This window comes from Escherichia sp. WS1118 (assembly GCF_046487695.1).
Lineage (GTDB): Bacteria > Pseudomonadota > Gammaproteobacteria > Enterobacterales > Enterobacteriaceae > Escherichia > Escherichia coli.
This window is the reverse complement of record NZ_JBJQIZ010000003.1, coordinates 85,755-103,463: the sequence shown is the minus strand read 5'-3', so window position 1 is coordinate 103,463 and position 17,709 is coordinate 85,755. Positions and strand designations below refer to the sequence as shown.

General features: G+C 50.4%; 19 protein-coding genes. 6 read left to right on the top strand and 13 right to left on the bottom strand.

The features are described from left to right. Positions 1 to 68: 68 nt before the first annotated feature. Both ahpC and ahpF read left to right on the top strand, forming a co-directional pair. The gene (ahpC, locus tag ACJHYO_RS06330; RefSeq protein ID WP_000052796.1) at positions 69 to 632 is read left to right on the top strand and encodes an alkyl hydroperoxide reductase subunit C; all 564 of its coding nucleotides are present in this window, start codon (positions 69 to 71) and stop codon (positions 630 to 632) included. 170 nt (positions 633 to 802) lie between these two features. After that, a complete protein-coding gene (ahpF, locus tag ACJHYO_RS06325) occupies positions 803 to 2,368 on the top strand; it encodes an alkyl hydroperoxide reductase subunit F (protein ID WP_001313644.1) in 1,566 nt (521 codons plus the stop codon). Between the two features lie 120 nt (positions 2,369 to 2,488). Here the strand turns inward: ahpF and uspG are convergent, their stop codons facing one another. The 11 genes from uspG to citC all read right to left on the bottom strand — a co-directional run bounded on the left by uspG (position 2,489) and on the right by citC (position 11,572). Further along, a complete protein-coding gene (uspG, locus tag ACJHYO_RS06320) occupies positions 2,489 to 2,917 on the bottom strand; it encodes a universal stress protein UspG (RefSeq protein WP_001295855.1) in 429 nt (142 codons plus the stop codon). Positions 2,918 to 3,040: 123 nt separating this feature from the next. After that, positions 3,041 to 3,130 (bottom strand): small membrane protein YldA, encoded by a 90-nt coding sequence (yldA, locus tag ACJHYO_RS06315; RefSeq protein WP_001287361.1) that lies wholly within the window; start codon positions 3,128 to 3,130, stop codon positions 3,041 to 3,043. A gap of 142 nt (positions 3,131 to 3,272) precedes the next feature. Next, positions 3,273 to 3,683: a nucleoside diphosphate kinase regulator gene (rnk, locus tag ACJHYO_RS06310; RefSeq protein WP_000089731.1), complete on the bottom strand. Its 411-nt coding sequence runs from the start codon at positions 3,681 to 3,683 to the stop codon at positions 3,273 to 3,275. A 229-nt stretch (positions 3,684 to 3,912) separates the two neighbouring features. Continuing rightward, positions 3,913 to 4,719 carry a ribonuclease I gene (gene rna, locus ACJHYO_RS06305; protein ID WP_001313645.1) on the bottom strand — a complete coding sequence of 269 codons (807 nt, stop codon included), beginning with the start codon at positions 4,717 to 4,719 and terminating at the stop codon, positions 3,913 to 3,915. Positions 4,720 to 4,832: 113 nt separating this feature from the next. Beyond that, on the bottom strand, positions 4,833 to 6,296 hold the full coding sequence (gene citT / locus ACJHYO_RS06300) for a citrate/succinate antiporter CitT (protein WP_000050328.1): 1,464 nt from the start codon (positions 6,294 to 6,296) through the stop codon (positions 4,833 to 4,835). A 50-nt stretch (positions 6,297 to 6,346) separates the two neighbouring features. Next, positions 6,347 to 7,225 carry a triphosphoribosyl-dephospho-CoA synthase CitG gene (citG, locus tag ACJHYO_RS06295; RefSeq protein ID WP_085455229.1) on the bottom strand — a complete coding sequence of 293 codons (879 nt, stop codon included), beginning with the start codon at positions 7,223 to 7,225 and terminating at the stop codon, positions 6,347 to 6,349. Beyond that, on the bottom strand, positions 7,200 to 7,751 hold the full coding sequence (gene citX, locus ACJHYO_RS06290) for a citrate lyase holo-[acyl-carrier protein] synthase (RefSeq protein WP_000550407.1): 552 nt from the start codon (positions 7,749 to 7,751) through the stop codon (positions 7,200 to 7,202). Before citX ends, citG begins: the two co-directional genes overlap by 26 nt. 3 nt (positions 7,752 to 7,754) lie before the next feature. After that, positions 7,755 to 9,287, bottom strand: coding sequence for a citrate lyase subunit alpha (gene citF / locus ACJHYO_RS06285; protein ID WP_000192238.1), 1,533 nt, complete (start codon positions 9,285 to 9,287; stop codon positions 7,755 to 7,757). Between the two features lie 10 nt (positions 9,288 to 9,297). Continuing rightward, on the bottom strand, positions 9,298 to 10,206 hold the full coding sequence (gene citE / locus ACJHYO_RS06280; RefSeq protein WP_000622357.1) for a citrate (pro-3S)-lyase subunit beta: 909 nt from the start codon (positions 10,204 to 10,206) through the stop codon (positions 9,298 to 9,300). Continuing rightward, positions 10,203 to 10,499: a citrate lyase acyl carrier protein gene (gene citD / locus ACJHYO_RS06275; protein WP_000700703.1), complete on the bottom strand. Its 297-nt coding sequence runs from the start codon at positions 10,497 to 10,499 to the stop codon at positions 10,203 to 10,205. Before citD ends, citE begins: the two co-directional genes overlap by 4 nt. 14 nt (positions 10,500 to 10,513) lie before the next feature. Beyond that, positions 10,514 to 11,572, bottom strand: coding sequence for a [citrate (pro-3S)-lyase] ligase (gene citC / locus ACJHYO_RS06270; protein WP_000467705.1), 1,059 nt, complete (start codon positions 11,570 to 11,572; stop codon positions 10,514 to 10,516). A gap of 378 nt (positions 11,573 to 11,950) precedes the next feature. Between citC and dpiB the strand changes: the two genes are divergently transcribed. Together dpiB and dpiA are read left to right on the top strand one after the other, a co-directional pair. After that, the gene (gene dpiB / locus ACJHYO_RS06265) at positions 11,951 to 13,609 is read left to right on the top strand and encodes a sensor histidine kinase DpiB (protein WP_000939721.1); all 1,659 of its coding nucleotides are present in this window, start codon (positions 11,951 to 11,953) and stop codon (positions 13,607 to 13,609) included. Beyond that, a complete protein-coding gene (gene dpiA / locus ACJHYO_RS06260; protein WP_000126500.1) occupies positions 13,578 to 14,258 on the top strand; it encodes a two-component response regulator DpiA in 681 nt (226 codons plus the stop codon). Before dpiB ends, dpiA begins: the two co-directional genes overlap by 32 nt. Positions 14,259 to 14,298: 40 nt before the next feature. Here dpiA and dcuC read toward each other — a convergent pair whose 3' ends face one another. Beyond that, positions 14,299 to 15,684 (bottom strand): anaerobic C4-dicarboxylate transporter DcuC, encoded by a 1,386-nt coding sequence (gene dcuC, locus ACJHYO_RS06255; protein ID WP_000955057.1) that lies wholly within the window; start codon positions 15,682 to 15,684, stop codon positions 14,299 to 14,301. Between the two features lie 585 nt (positions 15,685 to 16,269). Here dcuC and pagP point away from each other — a divergent pair. Continuing rightward, complete coding sequence (gene pagP / locus ACJHYO_RS06250) at positions 16,270 to 16,830, top strand: lipid IV(A) palmitoyltransferase PagP (RefSeq protein ID WP_085455230.1); 561 nt, start codon at positions 16,270 to 16,272, stop codon at positions 16,828 to 16,830. Between the two features lie 174 nt (positions 16,831 to 17,004). After that, entirely contained in the window at positions 17,005 to 17,214 is a 210-nt protein-coding gene (gene cspE / locus ACJHYO_RS06245) for a transcription antiterminator/RNA stability regulator CspE (RefSeq protein WP_000034825.1), read from the top strand. Positions 17,215 to 17,267: 53 nt separating this feature from the next. Here the strand turns inward: cspE and crcB are convergent, their stop codons facing one another. Further along, positions 17,268 to 17,651, bottom strand: a complete 384-nt coding sequence (crcB, locus tag ACJHYO_RS06240) for a fluoride efflux transporter CrcB (RefSeq protein ID WP_000939740.1) — start codon at positions 17,649 to 17,651, stop codon at positions 17,268 to 17,270. Positions 17,652 to 17,709: the final 58 nt, after the last annotated feature.

Sequence of the window (17,709 nt, the reverse complement as noted above, 5' to 3'; positions counted from 1 at the left end):
AAACGCATTAGCCGAATCGGCAAAAATTGGTTACCTTACATCTCATCGAAAACACGGAGGAAGTATAGATGTCCTTGATTAACACCAAAATTAAACCTTTTAAAAACCAGGCATTCAAAAACGGCGAATTCATCGAAATCACCGAAAAAGATACCGAAGGCCGCTGGAGCGTCTTCTTCTTCTACCCGGCTGACTTTACTTTCGTATGCCCGACCGAACTGGGTGACGTTGCTGACCATTACGAAGAATTGCAGAAACTGGGCGTAGACGTATACGCAGTATCTACCGATACTCACTTCACCCACAAAGCATGGCACAGCAGCTCTGAAACCATCGCTAAAATCAAATATGCGATGATCGGCGACCCGACTGGCGCCCTGACCCGTAACTTCGACAACATGCGTGAAGATGAAGGTCTGGCTGACCGTGCGACCTTCGTTGTTGACCCGCAGGGTATCATCCAGGCAATCGAAGTTACCGCTGAAGGCATTGGCCGTGACGCGTCTGACCTGCTGCGTAAAATCAAAGCAGCACAGTACGTAGCTTCTCACCCAGGTGAAGTTTGCCCGGCTAAATGGAAAGAAGGTGAAGCAACTCTGGCTCCGTCTCTGGACCTGGTTGGTAAAATCTAAATTTCCTTTGTCTTTCGCGCTACTAACTCCGGCGCGAGATACTTCGGAAATTCACCTAATTCTTCGGGTGCTGCGGCACCCGATTTTCTTCCCCGCACCATGATGCAAGCTGCATCCAGCTAGCCGCAGAGGCCGCTTGCATGATGATGTTTAAAGCCCAGGAGATAAACATGCTCGACACAAATATGAAAACTCAACTCAAGGCTTACCTTGAGAAATTGACCAAGCCTGTTGAGTTAATTGCCACGCTGGATGACAGCGCTAAATCGGCAGAAATCAAGGAACTGTTGGCTGAAATCGCAGAACTGTCAGACAAAGTCACCTTTAAAGAAGATAACAGCTTGCCGGTGCGTAAGCCGTCTTTCCTGATCACCAACCCAGGTTCCAACCAGGGACCACGTTTTGCAGGCTCCCCGCTGGGCCACGAGTTCACCTCGCTGGTACTGGCGTTGCTGTGGACCGGTGGTCATCCGTCGAAAGAAGCGCAGTCTCTGCTGGAGCAGATTCGCCATATTGACGGTGATTTTGAATTCGAAACCTATTACTCGCTCTCTTGCCACAACTGCCCTGACGTGGTGCAGGCGCTGAACCTGATGAGCGTACTGAACCCGCGCATCAAGCACACTGCAATTGACGGCGGCACCTTCCAGAACGAAATCACCGATCGCAACGTGATGGGCGTTCCGGCAGTGTTCGTAAACGGGAAAGAGTTTGGTCAGGGCCGCATGACGTTGACTGAAATCGTTGCCAAAATTGATACTGGTGCGGAAAAACGTGCGGCAGAAGAGCTGAACAAGCGTGATGCTTATGACGTATTAATCGTTGGTTCCGGCCCGGCGGGTGCAGCGGCAGCAATTTACTCCGCACGTAAAGGCATCCGTACCGGTCTGATGGGCGAACGTTTTGGTGGTCAGATCCTCGATACCGTTGATATCGAAAACTACATTTCTGTACCGAAGACCGAAGGCCAGAAACTGGCAGGTGCGCTGAAAGTTCATGTTGATGAATACGACGTTGATGTGATCGACAGCCAGAGCGCGAGCAAACTGATCCCGGCAGCGGTTGAAGGCGGCCTGCATCAGATTGAAACAGCTTCTGGCGCGGTACTGAAAGCACGCAGCATTATCGTGGCGACTGGTGCAAAATGGCGCAACATGAACGTTCCTGGCGAAGATCAGTATCGCACCAAAGGCGTGACCTACTGCCCGCACTGCGACGGCCCGCTGTTTAAAGGCAAACGCGTAGCGGTTATCGGCGGCGGTAACTCCGGCGTGGAAGCGGCAATTGACCTGGCGGGTATCGTTGAGCACGTAACGCTGCTGGAATTTGCGCCAGAAATGAAAGCCGACCAGGTTCTGCAGGACAAACTACGCAGCCTGAAAAACGTCGACATTATTCTGAATGCGCAAACCACGGAAGTGAAAGGCGACGGTAGCAAAGTCGTAGGTCTGGAATATCGCGATCGTGTCAGCGGCAATATTCACAACATCGAACTGGCCGGTATTTTCGTCCAGATTGGTCTGCTGCCGAACACCAACTGGCTGGAAGGCGCAGTCGAACGTAATCGCATGGGCGAGATTATCATTGATGCGAAATGCGAAACCAACGTCAAAGGCGTGTTCGCAGCGGGTGACTGTACGACGGTTCCGTACAAGCAGATCATCATCGCCACTGGCGAAGGTGCCAAAGCCTCTCTGAGTGCTTTTGACTACCTGATTCGCACCAAAACTGCATAAGAAGAAGTAAGATTCACCTGTAATTGCTTAGCCGCCGGGGTCAAACCTGGCGGCTTTTTTATTGCATTAAAAAGCCCTGCAGGGATGGCTCCGGGCAGGGCGGGAGACTTATTCTGGCAATTAACGCACAACCAGCACCGGCAAATTGGCGTGGCGGATCACGCTCGAGGCGTTAGAACCCAACAGATGAGTTGAAATTGATGGGTTACGCGAACCAATCACTACTACATCTGCATCAAGTTCTTTCGCTAACTCGTTAACTTCATCCCGCACACTACCAAAACGGACATGTTGCTTAATGCGGGAAGGATCGATGGTGAAGTGGCTGACCATCGTTTGTAAACGTTCTTCTGCTTCATGTTGCAGATGCTCTTCAAAACGACGTACATCAGCGGCAAAACGGTGCAGGCTCAGGCTGGCTGACCCCGGTAGTACGTGAAGTAGATGAATAACTCCGTCATCCTGGGCGAGGAATTCAGCGTGGCGAATCGCTTTGTCGCTCAATTCCATTTCGAAAACATCCACTGGCATGATGATTGTTTTGTACATAAGCATTCTCTCCTTGTTTTTGCATGTATACATAACAGCACATTATTGGTTATGAATCTATGATTTGCGAGGCTGATTTGATCTGAATTTGCTATTGAGCTGGAAAATAAATAAAACCAGGCGCTACCAGCGTTGTTCAAGGTATAGCACTGCAGCAACAATAATTGCGGCTATGAATATATAAAATGCAGTGATACCGAGAGCTTCGCTCATATGAGGTTCCGCAGATGAATAACCAGTTCAGATTAGAATGCTGCGCTTAAGCGCAAAATGATAAATCTGGTTGATATTTGAGCGGAAAGAGGATGCGAGTGCATCCTCTGGGCAAAGCGAGTTATCGCTTGTGCAGATGGGATTAAAGCAGGTAGTCGCCAGCAGCTTCTGGCTGGTATTCGAGTTCCAGCACTTCAAGGTGGGTTGCAACGCCGCCCGGAAGTTCCCAGTGAATGGAATCGCCAACGCGCAGCCCCAGCAGTGCGGCACCTACCGGAGCCATAACGGAAAGCTGAGTATTGCTGTCGGTCATTTTTGCCGGATACACCAGCGTGCGCACACGCACTTCGCCATCGCTAAGATTGCGGAATTTAACCCGGCTGTTCATTGTCACCACGTCGTGTGGCATCTCTTCTGGCGAACACATTTGGGCGCGATCCAACTCTGCGTTTAACGCGTCGGCGATTGGCAAACCAGCATAGGCGGGTTGCTCCAGCAGAATATCGATGCGTTCGGCATCCAGGTCGTTAATGATGATAGTTGGTCTGGACATTTTTACTCCATGTCGTCGGTACTGCGAGTGTCGCAGATAAACATACCCAAAAGAAAACCCTCACCGTCAGGCGGCGAGGGTTTAACTCACATGATGATACTGACTGTTGCTCACTCTTTGAAGTGATTTGCGTCACATTCAGGGAATTCCTCAATGTAGCGCATTATGTATAAATCTTAATCGTCATGGTTTATGGAAGACGAATTAGCGTGTTTTGTAAATCAGAGGATTAATAACCTGCTTTATCAATCACAAAGGTTTTGCCACAGTTGCCTGGGTGTGGTTGTGGCAAGAATGAGTTGGCAGAAAGCGGAGCGTTGATGGCGTCAGCTTTGATCGAGATCTGAATTTCAGTTAAATACGCAGGGTTACCCTGGCACGTTAGCTTAACTGCTTTCACGTTCTCTTTTCCCCAGCTTTTGGCAAAGGCGGCATCAAAGTCACGGCGGCTCACTGTTTTACCGTAATTATCCGCAAGGAATTTTCCGGCTTCGCTCTCTTTAATTTCTTGATTCAGGCGTACCATCGTACCGAAGTATGCGTCCGGATCAAAACCAAAGCAGGCACCGTGTTTGGCATATTCGTAGCGTTCCAGGCAGGAACGTCCGCCAGCTCCTGGCATGACTTCACTTAGTTTAGCGGCCGTTTCCAGTGATAATCCGGTTTCCGGCGATGAACACATCCGGCTGGCGCGCGCTTCTGGTAGATTCGGGATTGGGCGAGTAGCGCAACCGAAGCGCATCCAGCGGCGTTCATCAACACCACGGGCAGCAACCGATTTAGGCAATCCTGGCCACAGACCATGTACGGTCAGAAAATCAGCTTTGTTGGCCGTTTCGGTTTGCAGGCGACATTCATCTCGTTCGTTACGATTTCGATCGTGTTGACTCTGGCAAAATCCGGTTTGCCAGGAGAGGGCCAGGACATAGCGATCAAAATCGCCATACTGTTTTGCCTGCAACGCTACGGCGTTGGCAGAAGAGAAGGGAAGCAGAGAAACCGCGAGCAACGCGGCGTTACGCCAGAATGCTTTCATAATGGGTGTGGAACTCATACATACACTGAATATTATCTATTAAATCATAAAAAAGCCCGCCAGGTGGGCTTACCTGGCGGGCGTGATGATTTATTCAGCGTTTGGCGAACGTATTAGTTCCACATGGCGAGAATCGGCCAGCCAACCAACAGCAGCATAGAGATGTAAATCACCCCGAAGATTGCGCCAAGACGCCAGTAATCTTTTGATTTCACATAGCCACAGCCGTAAATAATCACCCCAGGACCGGTTGCATACGGCGTCAGACAGCCCATGATACCGATAGACAGCACCAGCAGGATACACAGTTGTTCCATTGGTACGCCCGGAATCCCTTTACCGACGGCCAGAATAACCGGCAGCATGGTTGCGGTGTGCGCAGACAGGCTGGCAAACAGGTAGTGTGCAAAGTAGAACACCAGAACCAGTACAATCACCGTTGCGTTTGGTGAGAAGCCTTCCAGGTGTGTACTCATCGTGTTGGCGAACCAGTCGATAAAGCCAGAACGGGTCAGGCCATTCGCCATAACAACCAGCGTTGCCAGGTTGACCAGCGTGTTCCATGCGCTGTTATAGCGAGTAATGTCTTTCCACGGCACAACGTGCAGCGCCAGCATCAGCGAAACTGCCAGCAGACCTACCGCAGTAGCATTAATGACTTCACTGCCAAATACCCACAAACCTAAGCTGAGCAATACAAGGCCAATCAGCGTCCACTCTCTGCGCGTCAGCGCACCCATGGTTTTTAGTTCATCACCCGCCCAGGTTGCCACTTCTTCACTGTGTGTGATTTCCGGTTTGTACAGCACGTAGGAAAGCCACGGCGCAATGATAAGCAAGATAACCCCAACCGGCAGGAAGCAGAGGAACCACTGCAACCAGCTAATCTGGATACCGGCAATTTTGCTGACGAACTCCAGACCCAGCACGTTTGGTGCCGCACCGGTGACAAACATGGACGAACTCAGACTGGTACTAATGACCATCATCCACATCAAATAGCCGCCAATACGACGCGCGGACGGATCGTTCGGGAATGATTTAAACAGCGGCGGCAGGTTTTTAATGACCGGAAAAACCGTACCCCCGGTACGCGCGGTGTTGGACGGTGTAAACGGTGCCAGCAGAATGTCGATAATGACAATCGCATAACCCAACGTCAGCGTGCGTTTGCCCATGAATTTCACCAGGAAAAGGGCAATACGACGGCCTAACCCGGAAACTTCATACCCTAATGCAAAAATAAATGCGCCAAATACCAGCCATACCGTGGTGCTGGAAAAACCAGCCAGACCCCATTTCAGCGCCTGTTTTTGCGCATTAAACGCTGGGTCAGCTAATTCTTTGGCATCAAAGAGCAGGTAATTACTGCCAATAACGCAAATAGTAACCGCAATAAAACTGATCGCCGTTGCCGGAATTGGCTCGAGGATCATGCCGACAATCATTGCCACAAACACTGCAAAGTAATGCCACGCCTGCGGCGGCATACCGTCAGGTACAGGGATAAGAAACATGACACCCATCACCACCAGGGGCGCCAATAATTTCCATATATTATCTTTTGCTAAAGACATACGGGTTCTCCGAAAATTAATATTTCCAAATTTATCAAGTGCTTAAATAATTAAATCTGTGCTAAAAACCAGGTAAGGATCAGCAGGTCGGCACTGCCGCCTGGACTGAGATTTCGTTCGATACACTCCCTGTCGAACTGCCGGAGATAATCGAGATCGGCGGGGGTTCGAATGCCCCCTTTTTGCAATAATGTTTGCGCCTCGCGCTGTAGCCAGCGCAGGCCCCCCTCGCCACCGCGCGATGCAACGTTGGTATCGCCGTTGGTAGCCATCAGTAGGAGCAAGGTATCGAGCAATGCCAGCTCAGGATCTAACCCCTGATCCAGCAGAGTGAGGTAATGCGGCAAGGCGTGGTTGATTACCAGTGGATAACCCGCTTCGGCTTCACCGCGTGCGCCGGTAAGGCCAAGCTGCTGGTACAACCGTTGACCTGCCGTCAGTCGTGAATTATTGGTACGCAGTTCGCGATCGGTCAGGCCATGGCAGAAACTTGCCGCCGTAGAACAAACGGTTGTTGGCGTTACCGGCTGGTTGAGCTGAAGCAAACGGCCAATTGCCGCACACAGTAGCCCTAAAGAAAAAATGCTTCCTTTATGCGTGTTTACGCCCGCAGTGGCGCGGAACATATCACCTTCGCAAGCCATACCAATTGGGCGTAATCCGTTGAGTACCGCTTCCGGTGCCATTTCTGCACTACAGGCACCAAATTCAATGAAACGGGGTAACCAGCCCTGAATCGCCAGCGCGCTGCGGTGGAAATCTTCCAGCGCCATATCTTTGTGCGCACCGCAGTTAATGCGATCCACGAGGCCTGGTTTCGGTGACAGGTTGACTTCAGTCAGCATGGCGCGCCAGCCCAGCAGGGCGTACTCATCGATTAATGACGTCGCAAGCTTTGTGGTTTTAGTTGACGTTGCAGGCATCGACATCGTTTAGCAGCGCCTCCATGCGGTTGAGTAAATCGGTCAGTTGATGGGTTTTTCCACGCGCGCAAACAGCTGCGCTTTGCTCGCACAACAGGCAGCGGCGAGGCGGCAGTGAATAATCGCGGCGGGAGAGAATGTCGCCTTCGGGCGTCAGGACATCGATATCCCATAACCGCCCGAGAGGATGACTATGTTCAAGCTCAATGGTGGCGAGCTTGAGGTCGCGAGCCGGGGCGGCAATGCTCAACATGCCCTCCGGCCCGCTGGCGGAAACCAGTGCAGCCTGCTCCTGAATTTGCCAGCCCTGTTTTGCGGCTAAGGCACGCAAGGCTGTCACGCCATGATTAAAAATTCGGCGTGTGACCTCGCTGTCTTTAATCGGCCCAGGCGCAACCACGGTAAAGGAGACCAGTGGAACAGGATGGCGCTTGAGCCAGGCGTGTTGCCGTGCTTGCCTTTCATCCCGGCTGACGAGCAGCTCGGGAATTGACACCGCATGGTGGCTGGCGAGTTCAGGAAGCAGGTGCATGGCTTATTCCTTCACCTGATGCACAACATCGATCACCGAGCCATCGCGGTAACGCACAACGGCAACGACGCGGTCGGTGAATTCAATCGGCTGTGGTTCACCGGTCAGCAGACGCGCACGTTCACGCAGCCACTCAATAGAAACCACTTTGATCCCCGCTTCCTGCAGACGTTCTGCCAGCTCCGGACGTGCCGGGTTAACAGCGATGCCGTGGTCTGTGACCAGAATATCGACACTGGAGCCCGGGGTGATGCAGGTCAGCACGTTATCCACCAGCGTCGGAATACGACCGCGTACCAGCGGCGCGACGATGATGGAAAGCGCAGAAGCAATCGCGGTATCGCAGTGACCACCGGAAGCACCACGCAGTACGCCGTCAGAGCCGGTCAGCACGTTAACGTTGAACTGGGTGTCAATTTCCAGCGCGCTCAGTACCACCACGTCGAGACGATCAACCGCTGCGCCTTTCGACCCCCAGTTAGCGTACTGGTTGGCGCTGATTTCGATGTGATTGGGGTTACGGGCCAGCGATTGCGCAGCATGGCTGTCAAAGCTCTGCACATCCAGCAGTTTGCGGATCAAACCTTTTTCGTGCAGATCAACCATCGTTGCGGTAATACCGCCGAGGGCGAAGTCGGCGCGAATATCGCGGCTACGCATTTTGTCTTCCAGGAAACGGGTTACCGCCAGCGAAGCGCCGCCGGTGCCGGTCTGCATGGAGAAACCTTCTTTGAAGTAGCCAGAGTTAACAATCACATCCGCAGCGCTACGGGCAATAAGCAGTTCGCGCGGGTTAGTGGTCATACGGGTAGCACCAGCGCCGATTTTTGCAGCATCGCCAACGCGATCAACTTTGACGATCAGATCAACCTGATCTTGCTCAATGCTTGCCGGATTATGCGGATAAGGCAGCAGTTCTTCGGTAAGCATCACGACCTGTTTTGCGTTGTCGGCATCAACCATTGCATAGCCGAGGGAGCCGCAGCAGGCTTTACCGGAGTAGCCGTTGGCATTACCGAATTCATCACAGGACGGGACGCCGAGGAAAGCCACATCGATATTCAGTTCGCCGCTCTGTACCAGATGCACACGTCCGCCGTGAGAGTGGATTTGCACCGGTTCCGCCAGCAGACCACGGGAGATTTCTTCCGCCAGTGGACCGCGCAGGCCAGAGGTATAAATGCGGGTAACCACGCCCTGGCGAATGTGTTCTACCAGCGGCGCATGGCAATCACTCAGGGAGCTGGAGGCCAGAGTCAGGTTTTTAAAGCCCATCTTCGCGATGACGTCCATCACCATATTGACGGTCAGGTCACCGCCACGGAAAGCGTGATGGAAGGAAACCGTCATGCCGTCCTGTAAACCAGAGCGACGAATCGCTTCTTCCAGGTTGGCGCACAGTTTGCGATCGCGCGCTTTTTCAGCCTGGTAGGTTTGCTTTGGCGAGTTCTGGAAAGCGGCAAGATCGCATTCAGCGCGACGATTCCAGGCCGCTACCCGTTCTTGTCGTTGAGATTGTTCAATTTTCTGCGTCATTTTGATTGCCTTATTCTTCGCGGATGCCGGAAAGTTCTGCGCGGGAGAGCACCAGACGGGCGCGATCGATAACCGGACCGTCCACCATCTTGCCGTTCAGGGAAACCACGCCGAGGCCTTCGCGAGCGGCGGCTTCAGCGGCTTCTACGACGCGGCGGGCGTGATCCACTTCTTTCTGGGTCGGTGCGTAGAGGTTGTGCAGCAGATCAATCTGACGCGGGTTGATCAGCGATTTGCCGTCAAAGCCCAGCTGTTTGATGTGGGCGGCTTCTTGCAGGAATCCGGCTTCGTTGTTAGCGTCGGAATAGACGGTATCGAACGCCTGAATACCCGCAGAACGCGCGGCCTGCAAAATGGAGCAGCGAGCGAACAGCAGTTCAGTTCCTTCCGGGGAGCGTTCTGTACGCAGGTTGCGCACATAGTCTTCTGCACCGAGGGCGATACCGATCAAACGCTCGGAAGCGTGAGCGATTTCTACCGCGCGGGTAATGCCCAGCGGAGATTCAATCGCCGCCAGCAGGCCGGTACTGCCGGGTTCACGACCACAGGCTTTTTCGATACGCAGGATCTCTTTTTCGATATCCAGAACATCCTGAGCGGTATCGGTTTTCGGCAGACGCACAACGTCCGCACCACCGCGAACGACGGCTTCCAGGTCGTTAACACCCCATTCGGAATCCAGCGCGTTTACACGCACAATGGTTTCAATATCGCGATAAAGCGGATGTTGCAGCGCGTGGTAAACCATGCGGCGGGCGGTGTCTTTTTCACGCAATGCAACGGAGTCTTCGAGGTCAAACATCAGGGCATCAGCCGGGTAGATGAAGGAGTTGCTGACCATCGCGGCATTAGCACCAGGCACAAACAACATACTGCGGCGGGTGCGAGTTTTACGTTGTTGCAGCGAAGCGGAAATCATTGGCAATCCTCCCATGGCAGAGCCGGGATACCGCTGGCGCGTGCCAGCAGGGCTTCCAGTCGTGCACGTAAAATGCAGTCCAGTGCGCCTTTGTCATCGACATTCAGCTGTACGCCGCGCACGTTGTAGCGGGCGAGAACGTCCAGAATGGTGGTGCGAATTGCATCGCCAAACTGTTTCTCAACGCTGCTGTTGATTTGCAGGTCGATATCCTGCGTATCGAGTGGGGCGATGCGTATCATCACATCCCCAGACTCAAGGGTGCCTGCAACGGCGGGCTGGTTTATTTTCATTTTTCACCTGTTTCTCATGCGGGGGTCTTTTGACGAGCTGCCGCGTCCTGGCGGGAGTGCTCAAGCAGGTTCTGCAAATAATGCAGCGTGACTGCAGGGACCAGCGGCGCGATAGCCGTGAGATCGTTTTTCGCCAGCAGTTGACGTACCCGGGAAGCGGATATCGGCATCTCCTGGTAACGCAGCCGCTCAATTTCAACCAGTTCGATGGGCGGTGCGGAGATAGTCGGCGTTTCCAGCCAGTAGCGCATATCCTGGTTGTACTGGGCGGTAACGCGACAAAAGGGTTCAGTACCGACAAAGCGGTGAGTTACACCCAGCGCGGGAGCGAGGTACTGACGGAAAATCTTCAGATCAATTTCGGTGTAACAATGGTTAATGACGCTCTGTTCTTTAATGAAGTAGCAAGGGAACGTAGCGCGGGAGATGATGTATTCGGAGCCGCGATGCACGGTCAGGCGTGGAATATCGGCGGTGCCTTTTAACACCAGATCCAGCCGGTCTTCATAGGGGAAGCGTGAAGAATCTTCTTTGACTAAAAACAGATGCAACCAGTCGCACTGTGCCGCAGCCTGTTGAATCAGATAACGGTGACCATTCGTAAAGGGATTGGCGTTCATCACAATGCAGCCAATCTTGTTCCCTGGATGACGAAATTTTTTCAGCGATTCGGCATAGCGTTTCAGTCGCGTGGCGCTGTTTTCCATCAGCACCATCACGCCGGGTACGCTGGTCAGCGTGGAAAAACCGCACTGGCGGAACAGCGCCTCGTATTCGGTTTTGGTATAAATAAACAGATGCGTGCTATGCCGCTCATAGGCGAGGTTTATCAGTTCAGTGGCTAATGTCAGCGCCAGTCCTTCACCGCGAACGGATTCACTGATAGCAACGCATTTAATAATATTTCCGGCAATTCCACCGCACGCGATAAGCTTTTCATCGCGGGTTACGGTAATAAATACTTCGACTGTGGTGTCAACGCTCAAATCATTTTCATGCAGGAATTGGGCGATTTCCGCCATTTTTTTATTTTCTGAACGTTTTACGCGGGTGAAAATATCATTGCCGAACATAATAAATAGTATCCTGAAGGTGCATGTTGTTATCGATTTGCAACGAATGTTGTTCAATGTTGCAAATTGATAACCTTTTATTTTCACTTGGGAGAAAGGGGGCGATCGAGGTATATCTTTTTCTCCTTTCGCTATACATCCTAAGGAGTATTTCGGCGTGAAATTTTGATTTATTTCACATAGAGTTAGTGGTTTTTTATTTATTTAATGGTTTTAAGTTTTTTAACTAATGTAATTACGAAATAACCCGCAGGTTTAAGTGATTTAATTGATTTAATGAATAAAATTTGCCACGATCATATTTAATATCTATGTATTTTGATTCAACATTTTAATTACATCCGTCAAAGAGGCTCGGGACAACCCGCAAGGAAAACAATGTTGCAGCTTAAAGAGAATAAACAGTTTGCATTTTTCCAAAGACTGGCATTTCCGCTGCGTATCTTTTTGCTGATTCTGGTGTTCTCAATATTTGTCATTGCAGCCCTGGCGCAATATTTTACAGCCAGTTTTGAGGACTATTTAACGCTTCATGTGCGCGACATGGCAATGAATCAGGCAAAAATTATTGCTTCTAATGACAGTATCATCAGTGCAGTGAAAACGCGTGACTACAAGAGGCTGGCGACCATCGCTGACAAATTACAAAGAGATACTGATTTCGATTATGTGGTGATTGGCGATCGGCACTCGATTCGTCTTTACCATCCTAATCCGGAGAAAATTGGTTATCCTATGCAGTTCACCAAACCGGGCGCGCTGGAGAAAGGGGAGAGCTACTTCATCACCGGGAAAGGGTCAATTGGCATGGCGATGCGTGCCAAAACGCCAATCTTTGATGACGATGGAAAAGTCATCGGCGTGGTGTCGATTGGCTACCTGGTGAGTAAAATCGATAGCTGGCGGGCTGAGTTTTTATTACCGATGGCAGGCGTGTTTGTCGTGCTGTTAGGGATTTTGATGTTGCTGTCGTGGTTCCTGGCCGCGCATATCCGTCGGCAGATGATGGGCATGGAGCCAAAGCAAATCGCTCGCGTAGTCCGTCAGCAAGAGGCGCTGTTTAGTTCGGTTTATGAAGGGCTGATTGCGGTGGATCCGCACGGGTACATTACCGCCATCAATCGTAACGCAAGAAAGATGCTGGGGCTGAGCTCCCCCGGACGGCAATGGTTGGGTAAACCCATTGCTGAAGTGGTCAGGCCCGCCGATTTCTTTACCGAACAGATTGATGAAAAACGTCAGGATGTGGTGGCGAACTTTAACGGTCTGAGCGTTATTGCCAACCGGGAAGCTATTCGTTCTGGCGATGATTTACTGGGGGCCATTATTAGCTTTCGTAGTAAAGACGAAATTTCCACCCTCAATGCGCAACTGACGCAAATTAAACAATACGTCGAGAGCCTTCGTACATTGCGACACGAGCATCTCAATTGGATGTCGACGCTCAATGGTCTGTTGCAGATGAAAGAGTATGATCGCGTGCTGGCGATGGTGCAGGGGGAGTCTCAGGCCCAGCAACAGCTTATTGACAGCCTGCGTGAGGCGTTTGCCGATCGCCAGGTGGCGGGGCTGCTTTTTGGTAAAGTGCAGCGCGCCCGCGAACTGGGGCTAAAAATGGTCATCGTCCCCGGTAGCCAGCTTTCGCAACTGCCGCCAGGACTGGACAGCACCGAGTTTGCAGCCATTGTTGGCAATTTACTTGATAACGCCTTCGAAGCAAGCCTGCGTAGCGATGAAGGAAACAAGATCGTTGAATTATTCCTCAGCGATGAAGGCGATGATGTGGTGATTGAAGTCGCCGATCAGGGCTGCGGCGTTCCAGAGTCTCTACGAGACAAAATATTTGAGCAGGGTGTCAGTACGCGTGCTGACGAGCCCGGTGAACATGGCATTGGGTTGTACTTGATTGCCAGCTACGTAACGCGCTGCGGTGGTGTTATCACTCTCGAAGATAATGATCCCTGCGGTACCTTATTTTCAATCTATATTCCGAAAGTGAAACCTAATGACAGCTCCATTAACCCTATTGATCGTTGAGGACGAAACGCCGCTGGCAGAGATGCATGCGGAATATATTCGTCACATTCCCGGATTCAGTCAGATATTACTGGCGGGAAACCTGGCGCAGGCCCGAATGATGATCGAGCGTTTTAAGCCGGGGCTAATCTTGCTCGATAACTATCTTCCTGACGGTAGAGGGATTAATTTACTGCATGAACTGGTGCAGGCGCATTATCCCGGCGACGTGGTGTTTACCACTGCAGCCAGCGATATGGAAACGGTGTCTGAAGCCGTACGTTGTGGTGTATTTGATTATCTCATTAAGCCCATTGCCTATGAACGGTTGGGGCAAACGCTAACCCGTTTCCGCCAGCGTAAACATATGCTGGAAAGTATTGATAGCGCCAGCCAGAAGCAAATTGATGAGATGTTTAATGCCTATGCTCGCGGTGAACCCAAAGACGAACTGCCGACCGGCATTGACCCCTTGACGCTAAACGCGGTGCGAAAACTGTTCAAAGAGCCTGGTGTGCAACATACGGCAGAAACGGTGGCGCAGGCACTGACCATCAGCCGCACCACTGCCAGGCGTTATCTTGAATATTGCGCCAGCCGCCATCTGATTATTGCTGAAATTGTTCACGGCAAAGTTGGCAGACCGCAACGCATATACCACAGTGGGTGACATGATAAAGCCGGAGGAAACTTGCCTCCGGCATTACTATTTACTTGCCTGTGACCGCTGCTGCCGTTCCTGGCACCATCAGCTCTGTAGCAACGATAACAATCACCAAACCAACAAGCACCGGCACCGAGGTGCGTTTTACGACTTCAAACGGCGAGATCTTCGCCATCCCGGCAACCGCAACGACTACGCCAGAAACGGGTGATAGGGTACGACCCAGGTTTGACGCCTGCAGCATCGGGATAGTCAAATACGCCGGGTTAATGCCGGAGGAGTGCGCCAGTTTCGGGATCATCTCAACAAACGCATAAAACGGCGCATTGCCTGAACCGGTCGTGACTGCCGCCAGCATTGTCAGGATCACCAATACCAGCATCAGGATGATACTCGCCGAACCAAACGAGGTAGCGATAGAAATCAGACTTTGAATAAAGCCGATGGTGCTAAGCCCCTGAGCGAATACCCCAGCGGCAACCAGCAGCATCACCACGTTAGCAAATGCATCTGCCATACCGCGATAAGCCACTTCCAGACCAGAGAAAACTTTCTGGGTATTAAAGCTGCGGATGAACTCCAGAATGGAGGCAATTAGCATACAAATCACCAGAATAGTGATGATGTGTAATTGCGGACCCCATTTGCCGTCAAAAATCAGCACTCCGATGATCGGCGTGAACGGCAAAATGGCATAAAACGCAGGGGCAGTGGTGGTGATTTCACTGACATCTAACATTTCATGAGAGATGTGCTCTTTTTTATCCAGATAACGTTGCCAGAAGAAGTGGGCGATCGCCATGCCGATAATTGCAGCAATTGAGATAGGCAGCGTTGTTTTGAAGGCGAAGTCAATCAGCGACATTTCGGAAGCCTGCGCTGCCAGCACCACATCCCCTGAAGTCGGTGCGAGAATAATCGCCGCCGGGGAGGCACAAATGGCAGCAGCTGCGCCACGACTGATACCAACGTTTACCATCACCGGAAACAGGGTTGCCATCAGCAAAACACCCAGACCGGTTGCGGAAGAGACGGCCAGTGACATCAGACAGGCAACAAAATAGGCGGCAATCATCAGAAGGTAAGGGGAGTTAATATACTGCAATGGTTTTGACGCCAGCTTGACCACCATATCATTCGCGCCGATATGGGTCATGTAAGCGGCAAAGCCACACAGCATCATAATCATCATGCCGAGGTCGCCGCCGCGGCTCATTAGCAATATTTTAACGTATTCAACGATATCCGTGGCGCTGTAGCCTGTTGAAGCCTGGCTGGACGGTAACACTTTGTGCCCCATAATGGCACTGATAATCAGCAATAACAGGCCACCGACAAATAACACGCCAGTGGCCGAATACCCTTTAATGATGTAGCGAGCTACACCCACAATAACCACAACCCCAATAAGGAGTTCAATGAATGTCAGCATAATTTTTCCTGTCTCCAGGCCCCAAAGTAAATAATAAAAAATTCCTAAAAGTTAAGGAAAAAATATGCCCAATAAATTGGCGGTGAATGCTGATTAAAATCAAGAAAAACTGCCATTAAGACATTGAAGTTGCTGTTTTTATACGTAGATAACAAAACGCATATTTAGCGGTTGGCAAATATCACATAATAATGTGTGTAAATTGATGGTGGATTGATGCAAATTTGTTAATTGTAAGGTGTTAGCTGCGGTTGTGTGCTCAAAAAATAATCTTCCATGAGCATGAGTTGACGATACATAATATATTTTTCGTTAAGATATTTTTATATCTTATTAAAAAATAAAGTAATTTTTATCGGTTGTATTTTGTTATCAGAAACGACTTGGTTTTTCTTTTATGACTATTCCCATCGCAGAAAACGATGCGTCGTCTTTAATCGATGCGCGGAAATATTTATCTTGAACTAGCGGAAATAAATAGGGCAGCTATTCATATTATTCTTCATGTTGGGGCTATTGAGGTTATGTTAATTGTAGCTTTGCTATGTTAGTAGTAGATTTTTGATAAATGTTTAATGGTCACAAATGAACGTGAGTAAATATGTCGCTATATTTTTCTTTGTTTTTATTCAGTTAATCAGTGTTGGTAAAGTTTTTGCTAACGCTGATGAGTGGATGACAACGTTTAGAGAAAATATTGCACAAACCTGGCAACAGCCAGAACATTATGATTTATATATTCCTGCCATCACCTGGCATGCACGTTTTGCTTACGACAAAGAAAAAACCGATCGCTATAACGAGCGACCGTGGGGCGGCGGTTTTGGTCAGTCGCGTTGGGATGAAAAAGGAAACTGGCATGGCCTGTATGCCATGGCATTTAAGGACTCGTGGAACAAATGGGAACCGATTGCCGGATACGGATGGGAAAGTACCTGGCGACCGCTGGCGGATGAAAATTTTCATTTAGGCCTGGGATTTACCGCTGGCGTAACGGCGCGCGAGAACTGGAATTACATCCCTCTTCCGGTTCTACTGCCATTGGCCTCTGTGGGGTATGGCCCCGCGACGTTTCAGATGACCTACATTCCGGGTACCTACAACAATGGCAATGTGTACTTTGCCTGGATGCGCTTTCAGTTTTGAGACAAATGAAGTTTTAGTAAATTCTTTAAAATCAACCACTAAAATAATTAACATCAAAAATAACGCGACTTTTATCACTTTTTAGTAAAGTTGCACTGGACAAAGCGTACCACAATTGGTGTACTGGTAACCGACACAGCATTTGTGTCTATTTTTCATGTAAAGGTAATTTTGATGTCTAAGATTAAAGGTAACGTTAAGTGGTTTAATGAGTCCAAAGGATTCGGTTTCATTACTCCGGAAGACGGCAGCAAAGACGTGTTCGTACACTTCTCTGCAATCCAGACTAATGGTTTTAAAACTCTTGCTGAAGGTCAGCGCGTAGAGTTCGAAATCACTAACGGTGCCAAAGGCCCTTCTGCTGCAAACGTAATCGCTCTGTAAGATACGTCAGCAAGAATTCAAAACCCGCTTAATCAGCGGGTTTTTTTTGGTCTTTAGTGTGTGGTTGAGGCCGAAAACAGCCAGAAAGCCAGTGCGGTCATGGCAAAAGACCCCAAAAGATTGACGAAAACGTTCAGTAACGCCCAGCCAAAGCGGCCCTCTTGTAACAAAAACACCACTTCTGCCGAAAATGTTGAGAAGGTTGTTAGACCGCCACAAAATCCGGTGGTGATTAATACTTTCCACACTGGATCAATGTTCGTCATCCTGCTGAACCAGGCGAATCCCATTCCTATGATGAATGCCCCAATCAGGTTTGCTGCCAGCGTCCCCAACGGAATCGCCTGATGCAGCGGGTTAAATCGCATACTTAACAGCCATCTCGCCACGCTTCCCGTACCACCGCCAATAAAAACTGCTAAAAGAAGTTGTAACACTGCAAAATCCTGCTATTTGATTTGTATGAGTGATAAGTGTAACGCCGAATAATCGCCG

Bases quoted from the DNA above. Each gene is read 5' to 3' on its own strand.
- citX (WP_000550407.1), bottom strand. From the start codon at position 7,751: ATGCACCTGCTTCCTGAACTCGCCAGCCACCATGCGGTGTCAATTCCC.
- ahpF (WP_001313644.1), top strand. From the start codon at position 803: ATGCTCGACACAAATATGAAAACTCAACTCAAGGCTTACCTTGAGAAA.
- citF (WP_000192238.1), bottom strand. From the start codon at position 9,287: ATGACGCAGAAAATTGAACAATCTCAACGACAAGAACGGGTAGCGGCC.
- rna (WP_001313645.1), bottom strand. From the start codon at position 4,719: ATGAAAGCATTCTGGCGTAACGCCGCGTTGCTCGCGGTTTCTCTGCTT.
- yldA (WP_001287361.1), bottom strand. From the start codon at position 3,130: ATGAGCGAAGCTCTCGGTATCACTGCATTTTATATATTCATAGCCGCA.
- dpiB (WP_000939721.1), top strand. From the start codon at position 11,951: ATGTTGCAGCTTAAAGAGAATAAACAGTTTGCATTTTTCCAAAGACTG.
- citE (WP_000622357.1), bottom strand. From the start codon at position 10,206: ATGATTTCCGCTTCGCTGCAACAACGTAAAACTCGCACCCGCCGCAGT.
- ahpC (WP_000052796.1), top strand. From the start codon at position 69: ATGTCCTTGATTAACACCAAAATTAAACCTTTTAAAAACCAGGCATTC.
- uspG (WP_001295855.1), bottom strand. From the start codon at position 2,917: ATGTACAAAACAATCATCATGCCAGTGGATGTTTTCGAAATGGAATTG.
- citC (WP_000467705.1), bottom strand. From the start codon at position 11,572: ATGTTCGGCAATGATATTTTCACCCGCGTAAAACGTTCAGAAAATAAA.
- dcuC (WP_000955057.1), bottom strand. From the start codon at position 15,684: ATGCTGACATTCATTGAACTCCTTATTGGGGTTGTGGTTATTGTGGGT.
- pagP (WP_085455230.1), top strand. From the start codon at position 16,270: ATGAACGTGAGTAAATATGTCGCTATATTTTTCTTTGTTTTTATTCAG.
- citG (WP_085455229.1), bottom strand. From the start codon at position 7,225: ATGTCGATGCCTGCAACGTCAACTAAAACCACAAAGCTTGCGACGTCA.
- cspE (WP_000034825.1), top strand. From the start codon at position 17,005: ATGTCTAAGATTAAAGGTAACGTTAAGTGGTTTAATGAGTCCAAAGGA.
- dpiA (WP_000126500.1), top strand. From the start codon at position 13,578: ATGACAGCTCCATTAACCCTATTGATCGTTGAGGACGAAACGCCGCTG.
- citD (WP_000700703.1), bottom strand. From the start codon at position 10,499: ATGAAAATAAACCAGCCCGCCGTTGCAGGCACCCTTGAGTCTGGGGAT.
- rnk (WP_000089731.1), bottom strand. From the start codon at position 3,683: ATGTCCAGACCAACTATCATCATTAACGACCTGGATGCCGAACGCATC.
- citT (WP_000050328.1), bottom strand. From the start codon at position 6,296: ATGTCTTTAGCAAAAGATAATATATGGAAATTATTGGCGCCCCTGGTG.